This window comes from Pseudoflavonifractor sp. An184 (assembly GCF_002160305.1).
Lineage (GTDB): Bacteria > Bacillota > Clostridia > Oscillospirales > Oscillospiraceae > Lawsonibacter > Lawsonibacter pullicola.
The window spans coordinates 1-7,306 of record NZ_NFKI01000091.1; the positions used below are offsets into that span (position 1 = coordinate 1).

At 63.7% G+C, this 7,306-nt stretch carries 6 protein-coding genes; all 6 read right to left on the reverse strand.

Annotated elements, in window-relative coordinates; translation table 11 throughout:
• Positions 1 to 6: 6 nt before the first annotated feature.
• Entirely contained in the window at positions 7 to 273 is a 267-nt protein-coding gene (locus B5F19_RS16055; RefSeq protein WP_087292544.1) for a hypothetical protein, read from the reverse strand.
• A gap of 1 nt (position 274) precedes the next feature.
• Positions 275 to 637 (reverse strand): BlaI/MecI/CopY family transcriptional regulator, encoded by a 363-nt coding sequence (locus tag B5F19_RS16060; protein ID WP_087292547.1) that lies wholly within the window; start codon positions 635 to 637, stop codon positions 275 to 277.
• Between the two features lie 160 nt (positions 638 to 797).
• Positions 798 to 1,793 (reverse strand): ABC transporter permease, encoded by a 996-nt coding sequence (locus tag B5F19_RS16065; protein ID WP_242972854.1) that lies wholly within the window; start codon positions 1,791 to 1,793, stop codon positions 798 to 800.
• On the reverse strand, positions 1,780 to 2,895 hold the full coding sequence (locus B5F19_RS16070; protein ID WP_087292550.1) for an ABC transporter permease: 1,116 nt from the start codon (positions 2,893 to 2,895) through the stop codon (positions 1,780 to 1,782). The genes B5F19_RS16065 and B5F19_RS16070 overlap by 14 nt, the downstream gene beginning before the upstream one ends.
• A gap of 6 nt (positions 2,896 to 2,901) precedes the next feature.
• Positions 2,902 to 4,500 carry an ABC transporter ATP-binding protein gene (locus tag B5F19_RS16075; RefSeq protein ID WP_087292554.1) on the reverse strand — a complete coding sequence of 533 codons (1,599 nt, stop codon included), beginning with the start codon at positions 4,498 to 4,500 and terminating at the stop codon, positions 2,902 to 2,904.
• A gap of 752 nt (positions 4,501 to 5,252) precedes the next feature.
• Entirely contained in the window at positions 5,253 to 6,548 is a 1,296-nt protein-coding gene (locus B5F19_RS16080) for a BMP family ABC transporter substrate-binding protein (protein WP_087292557.1), read from the reverse strand.
• Between the last annotated feature and the right edge of the window lie 758 nt (positions 6,549 to 7,306).

Sequence of the window (7,306 nt, forward strand, 5' to 3'; positions counted from 1 at the left end):
CCTGATCTACTGCGCGGGGGTCGTGCTGTAAGCCGAGTTCAGACCCAGCTCCACCCGGGTGCGCAGCGTCTCCACCCAGAACGTCACGTCCAGGACGGTGGGGCGGCCCCCAAAGCCCGCCGGCACCAGCAGCCGCAGGAGCAAGACAAGCCACACCCCGTACTGCCACCGGGGGGACAGCTTGTCCAGGAAGATGCGCTGGAGAATCAGCAGGAACAGGGCGGTCAGGGTGGCGGCCGCCGTCTGCTGGAGAACCATCCAGATGTTTTCCATACTACACCTCCATCTCGTCCAGCAGCCTGCGCAGCTCGTCCCGCTCCTCCCTGGTGAGGGAGGCGGAGCGGAGAAAGGCGGCGGCCAGCTTTCCGGCCGAGCCCCCGTAGGCCCGGTCCATGAGGCTGCGCTCCTCCTGGGCGGCGCACTCCTCCAGGGTGACGGCGGCGGAGTACCGCCTGGGGCTGTGTTCGTCGGCGGACACCAGCCCCTTCCCCATCATCCGGGTCAGATAGGTGTGCACCGTGGTACGGCTCCAGCCGGTGTCCCCCTCCAGCCGCTCCAGCACCTGGCCCAGGGTCTGGGGCCCTCCGGCCCACAGGGCGTTCAGCACCTTCCACTCGCTGTCGGTGAGCTTGGCCATCTCAGTTCCCTCCTACACGCGTAGTATCTTCTACTCCTATACTACATGTGTAGAATCTTCCTGTCAAGGGCGGCGCCGGTTTTCCTGAACTTTTGCTGAAAAAATCCGCCGGGGCAGATGCCCCGGCGGAGTAAACAGGTTGGGTTTGGGACGGGCGGGCTTACCGCTCCTCCCGGAAGTAGTTGAGGCCCAGTCCGGCGGGCTGCCCGCTGCCCTTCTGCCGGATGGAGGTGGCCACCAGCACGATGGCGGTGATGATAAAGGGCAGAGCCTGGTAGAGCTGAGAGGGCACCGCCCCCAGCCAGCCCAGAGTGTCCGGGAAGGCGGCGGCCAGGCTGCCCCCCGACACCCGCAGGGTGTTGAAGAAGCCGAACACGAAGGTGCCCAGAATGGCCAGGGCGGGGTTCCAGTTGGCGAAGATGACCAGGGCCACCGCGATCCAGCCGTAGCCGTTGATCCAGCAGCTGCTGTTGAAGGAGCCGGACATGTTCAGGCTCATGTAGTAGCCGCCGATGCCCATGATGCCGCAGCCCAGGCAGATGTGCAGGTACTTGTACCACTTCACATTGATGCCCACCGAGTCGGCGGCCCCGGGGTTCTCCCCCACCGCCCGCAGGCGCAGGCCGGGGGTGGTGCGGTTCATGTACCACCACATGACCAGGGCGATGACCACCGCCAGATAGACCAGCACGTTGTGGCTGAACAGGCCGTTTCCGATCACCGGGATCTGGGACAGGCCGGGGATGGCGACGTCGGCAAAGCCGTTTTTGATGTTGGCGTAGTCGTTCATGGCGGGCCAGCTCACCGCCTTGACCCCGTTGCCCACAAAGAAATAGACGCCCAGGCCGAAGGTGGTGAGGGTCAGGCCGGTGATGTTCTGGTTGGCCTGGAGGGAGACGGTGAGGACGGCAAACAGCAGCCCGCACAGGGCCCCGGCCAGGAATCCGGTGAGGATGCCCAGGATCAGGTTGTTGGTCCAGCAGCCCACCAGATAGCCGAAGATGGCGCCCACGGCCATAATGCCCTCCACGCCCAGGTTCAGGCTGCCGGACTTCTCCACGGTGATCTCCCCCACCGTGCCGTACAGGAGCGGAATGTTATAGACCACAATGCTGTGCAGGAAGGTGGTAATGACCCCCAGCTTATCCATTTCCATTGCTGTTTCCCCCTTTCGCGGACGGTACCACCCGGAAGCGGGTGAAGAAATCGGCGGCAAGCACCAGGAAGAGGATGGCCCCCTGGAGCATGTCGGCAAAGCTGGAGTCCACCTGGGCGAAGGTGGCCGCGGCGGCGGCGGAGCCGTACTGGAGCACGCCGATGAGGGCGGACACCAGGAAGATGACCCCGGTATTCAGCTTGGCCAGCCAGGCCACAATGATACCCGTCCAGCCCACGTCGTCGGTGATGGCGGTGGACAGGATGCCGGCGGTGCCCACCTTGAAGGCGGCAGCCAGGCCGATGAGGCAGGCGGACAGGAACACCGTGCGCAGGATGATCCGGTTCACCTTCATGCCGGCGTACCGGGCGGTGCCGATGCTGTCGCCTACCACGGCGATCTCATAGCCGTGTTTGGTGTATTTTAAGTAGAAGTAGATCCCCACGCCGATGAGGACGGCCAGGATCACACACACGTTCAGATGGAACTTTCCGATGGGGATGCCGGGGAACTCCGCCAGACTGCTGAAGCTGGTGAAGATGGGCCGGGCGGAGCTGGGCTCCAGGAAGAAGTTCCAGGCGGCCTTGGTCTCCCCCAGGAAGGTGATGAAGTACAGGGCCACATAGTTGAGCATCAGGGTGAGCAGGGTCTCGCTGGTGCCGAACTTCACCTTGAAGACGGCGGTGACCACCCCGTACAGCCCGGCGGCCAGCATGGCGGCCAGACACATGAGCACCAGGGTCAGCGGCTCGGGCAGCAGGGGCCCGGCCTGGAAGGCCACGGCGGCGGCGGCCACCGCCCCCAGAATGAACTGTCCCTCTCCCCCGATGTTCCAGAACCGCATCTTAAAGGCCAGGGACAGGGCCACCGAGGTGACCACCAGGGGGACAAACACCTTCAGATAGTTTTCAAAGGCCCGGTAGGCGATTTTGTTGCCCACCATACCCATGGTGAACATGCGCCAGTAGTAGTCCACCGGATTCACGCCGATGGCCATGAGCACTACGGCGCCCAGGAGCAGGGCGATGACCACCGCGCCCAGGTAAAAGCTCAGACGCTTCCACAGGGGAAACGCGTCCCGCTTGACGATATGAAACCGCATGCCGCCTTACGCCTCCTTTCCCTCGTCCTCCGGCTGGTCCGGGACGATGTTGGTATCTCTTGCGATGCCCGCCGGCTTGTCCTCGTACTTGTTGGACAGGTCCAGAGCGCCGGTCATCATCAGGCCCAGCTCCTCCTTGCTGGTCTTGTGGGCGTGGACCACGCCCATCATCCGGCCGTGGCACAGGACCATGATCTTGTCGCACAGGGCCAGCATCACGTCCAGGTCCTCGCCCACAAAGAGGATGCCCACCCCGTCCTGCTTCTGCTGGTTGAGGATGTGGTAGATGGCGTAGGAGGAGTTGATGTCCAGGCCCCGCACCGGGTAGGCGGTGATGAGCACGTTGGGCCCCGCCTTGATCTCCCGGCCCAGCAGGACCTTCTGCACGTTGCCGCCGGAGAGCAGGCGCACCGGGGTCTCGGTGGAGGGAGTGACCACCCCCAGCTCCTCAATCACGTGCTCCGCGTCCGCTCTCCCCAGCTTCCGGTCCACCAGGGGCCCCTTGCTGTCCCCGTAGTTTTTCAGCAGCATGTTGTCGGTGATGGACAGGGACGGGGCCAGGCCCATGCCCAGCCGGTCCTCGGGGATGAAGGACATGGAGATGCCCTTGTCCAGGATGGCCTTGGGGGACAGGCCCACGATGTTGTCCCCCTTGTGGATCATCTGTCCCGACTGGATGGGGCGCAGGCCGGCGATGGCCTCGCACAGCTCCCGCTGGCCGCAGCCGGCGATGCCCGCCACCCCCAGGATCTCGCCCCCCCGGATGTAGAAGTTCACGTGGTCGATGGCGGTGGCCCCCTCGTCGTTGAGGATGGTCAGGTCCCGGATCTCCAGCAGGGGGCGGGTCTTCTCCACCACCGGGCGGTCAATGTTCAGGTCCACCTTCCGGCCCACCATGTACTCGGTGAGCTCCTGCTCGTTGGTGGAGGCGGTGTCCACGGTGCCGATGTACTCCCCCTTGCGGAGGATGGCCACCCGGTCGCTCACATCCAGCACCTCGTTGAGCTTGTGGGTGATGATGATGATGGAGTGTCCGTCCTCCTTCATCCGGCGGAGGACCCCGAAGAGCTTCTCGATCTCCTGCACGGTGAGCACGGCGGTGGGCTCGTCCAGAATGATGACCTTGGCCCCGTAGTAGAGCACCTTGATGATCTCCAGCGTCTGCTTCTCAGAGACGGCCATGCTCTCCACCTTTTTCCGGGGGTCCAGATCAAAGCCGAAGCGCTTGGCGGTGTCGGCCACCTCCTGGTACCGGTCCCGGCCCAGGGAGAAGCCCGCTCCGCTCTTGCCCATCCAGATGTTGTCCGCGGCGGAGAACACGTCCACCAGCTTGAAGTGCTGATGGACCATGCCGATGCCCAGCCGCTTGGCGTCCTCCGGAGAGGCGATGACAGCCGGCTCCCCGTCCACCAGGATCTCCCCCTTGTCCGGGGCGTAGATGCCGGAGAGCATGTTCATCAGCGTGGTCTTGCCCGACCCGTTCTCTCCCAAGAGGGCCAGGATCTCCCCCTTTTTCAGGGTCAAATTCACATCCTTGTTGGCCACGACGCTGCCGAAGGTCTTGGTGATCCCCCGCATTTCAATGGCATAGGGCTGCTCTGCCATTGGCCTCACTCCTTTCTCCTGTGGTTCACAGTCCACACGGGACGGCGGGCAGAGGCGTTTTTTCTCTGCCTGCTCTCCCGCAGGGACCGCGGTGATTTGGTTTTCTCCCCCCTGTGTCTCGGAGGGGACTTCGCCGCCCGCCTTCTAAAGCCTTCCCCTCGGGGGCCGACTCCCCTTGTCAAGGGGAGATGGCCGAAGGCCAGAGGGGATAGGGAAGGTGGCCCGAAGGGCCGGATGAGGGAGCGGTTATCAGAAGGGGATGAAACCAAGATGCGCACCCGCATCAGTCAGCCTTCCGGCTGACAGCTTCCCCCTGGCAGGGGGAAGCCTTGGCGGGCGACCGTAAGGGTCGCCCCTACAAGATTTCCAAGAATGTGTGTGCAAATTGGGAAACGCGGGCGGCCCAGGTGTGCCGCCCCTACGGCGTTGGACGAAGAGACTCCCAGTCCTGGCGGGAGGCCCAAGGGCCTCCCCTACGCTTTCAGTTTCCCCAGAGGCGAAGCGCAGCTTCGCACAAAGTTCTTTTGCGCCCCGTTTCTTGCTTCGCTGCGAAACGTGGCTTGATTGCACGTGAAAGAAAACCCTGACGGTTTTCTTTCACACTATCTTTCCCTCCGAAACCTGATAGTTCCCCAGAGGCGAAGCGAAGCTTCGCACAAAGTTCTTTTGCTTACTTTTCTTTCAAGAAAAGTAAGGGCCGGCCGGAGTTCCGGCCGGCCCGGGCAATCACGCTATTTGCTCGGGGAAGCGCCTTAGTTGGCGTCCTCCACGCCCGCGACGAAGTAGTTCATGCTGCCGGTGATGACGGAGTCCTCCACGGAGGCGCCGCCGGCGGCCACGATAACGGGATCGCGCTCCACCAGAGTGCCGCTGGTGGTGTCGTACTCATAGCCGTCGCACAGCAGGTCGGCGTCCTCCTGGTCCACGGTGACGGTGCCGTCATCGTTCACGGTGATGTGCAGCTTGGTGCCGGAGAACACGTCCCACTCGCCGGAGACGATCAGCTCCCGGACAGCCTCGATGGCCTCGGCGGTGCCGGGGGCCACGGTGGCCTCGTTCAGGGGGGACACGTCCACGAAGCCCTCAGCCAGACCGCCGTAGTAGGCGGGGCCGCCCATGGCGTTGACGAAGTTCTCCGCGCCGCCGCAGGTCATGGCGGCCTCGATGGCGGTGTGGTAGTACACGTTCCAGTTCCAGATGGCGGCGGTCAGGTGGGCCTGAGGCGCGTCGGCGGTCATGTCGGAGTTATAGCCGCAGCCGAACACGCCCAGGTCCTGCGCGGCGATCTGGGGCTGCGCGGAGTCGCAGTGCTGGGAGATGACGCCGCAGTTGAAGGACTGGATCAGCTCCCGGGCGAAAGCGCCCTCGTTCACCTCGTCGGCCCAGGCGCCCAGCTCCTTCACGTACACGGTGGCGTCGGGGTTGACGGCCTGCACGCCCAGGGCGAAGCCGTTGATGCCGGAGGAGGTCTCCGCGTACTGACGGCCGAAGGCGGCCACATAGCCCACGTTGTTGTTGCCGGTCTCCAGGCTCTTCAGACCGGCGGCGATGCCGGCCAGGTAGCGGGCCTGATAGGCGCGGCCGAAGTAGTTGTTGAAGTTGGTGTCGTTGGACATGTAGCCGGTGGCGTGGGAGAACATCACGTCAGGATTCTCCTCCGCCTTGTCGGCCAGGGCCTGCATATAGCCGAAGGAGATGCCGAAGATAATGTCGCAGTCCTCGCCCACCAGGGTGTCCACGGCGGTGGCCACGGCGTCATAGTCCTCAGGCACCTCGTCCACTACGACCAGCTGAGTGTCCGGGTCCAGACCCAGCTCCTCCATGGCGGTGGTGATGCCGTGGTTGTGGGCATAGGTGTAGCCGGCGGTGTCGCTCTTCTTGTTGATGTAGATGGCGCCCACCTTGAAGTCGGCGGGGTTGGCCGCGGCGCTGCCGTCGCCGGCGCTGCCGCTGCCCGCGGAGCCGGCGCTGGAGCTGTCGCCGCCGCAGGCGGCCAGACCCAGCACCATGCCCAGAGCCAGGACAAATGCGAGAATTCTCTTCTTCATGTTTGAAGATTCCTCCTTTTTCTCATTTGGTTCGTTTCATGGGTACTTCCTTCTTTATTAAAACCGCTTTGGGGCGGCTTTAACCATAATAAATATAGAGTGCGGGAATTTCGCCGCCTCTTCTCTGTCCCGCCTTCCGGCTTCTTTTGTCAGAGGGCCGAACGGGGCCCCTCCCCCCAAAAGCCTTCCCCTCGGGGGCCGACTCCCCTTGTCAAGGGGAGATGTCGCGAAGCGACAGAGGGGATAGGGAAAGGCGGCACGGCGAAGCCGTGACGGATGAGGGGACAGGGTTCGGACTGCGCTCGTTGTACGCGGGAGATTTCGCCGCCTGCGGGCGGCGAGTGACTTTGCCCACGGCGGCAAAGTCACCAAAACGCCGCCGGGGACGGCTCCGGATGAGCACTTCGTGCTCATAGTCGCCTTTCCCCGGACCCCATTTACGGAGGTTACCCCTTGGGGTGGGCAAAACATTTCCGGCGCGCAAAATCTGAGTGGCTTTCTGCGATTTCTTCCGGGCCACTGGGCCCTGGGTTTTTGGAAAATTGGAGTTGGTGCGATTCCACAACCGCGCCTGGGGTTGCCGAGCCAACATGCCTGGTTCGAAACACGGGATACCTCATCCGCCCCCTTCGGGGGCACCTTCCCCTAAAGGGGAAGGTGTCACGCGAAGCGTGACGGATGAGGTGAGCGGCCAAAGGCCGCCCGCGGCCGGTCTGGGACCGGCCCCTATGCAAAGACATACGCCTTTCCGGGCGCTC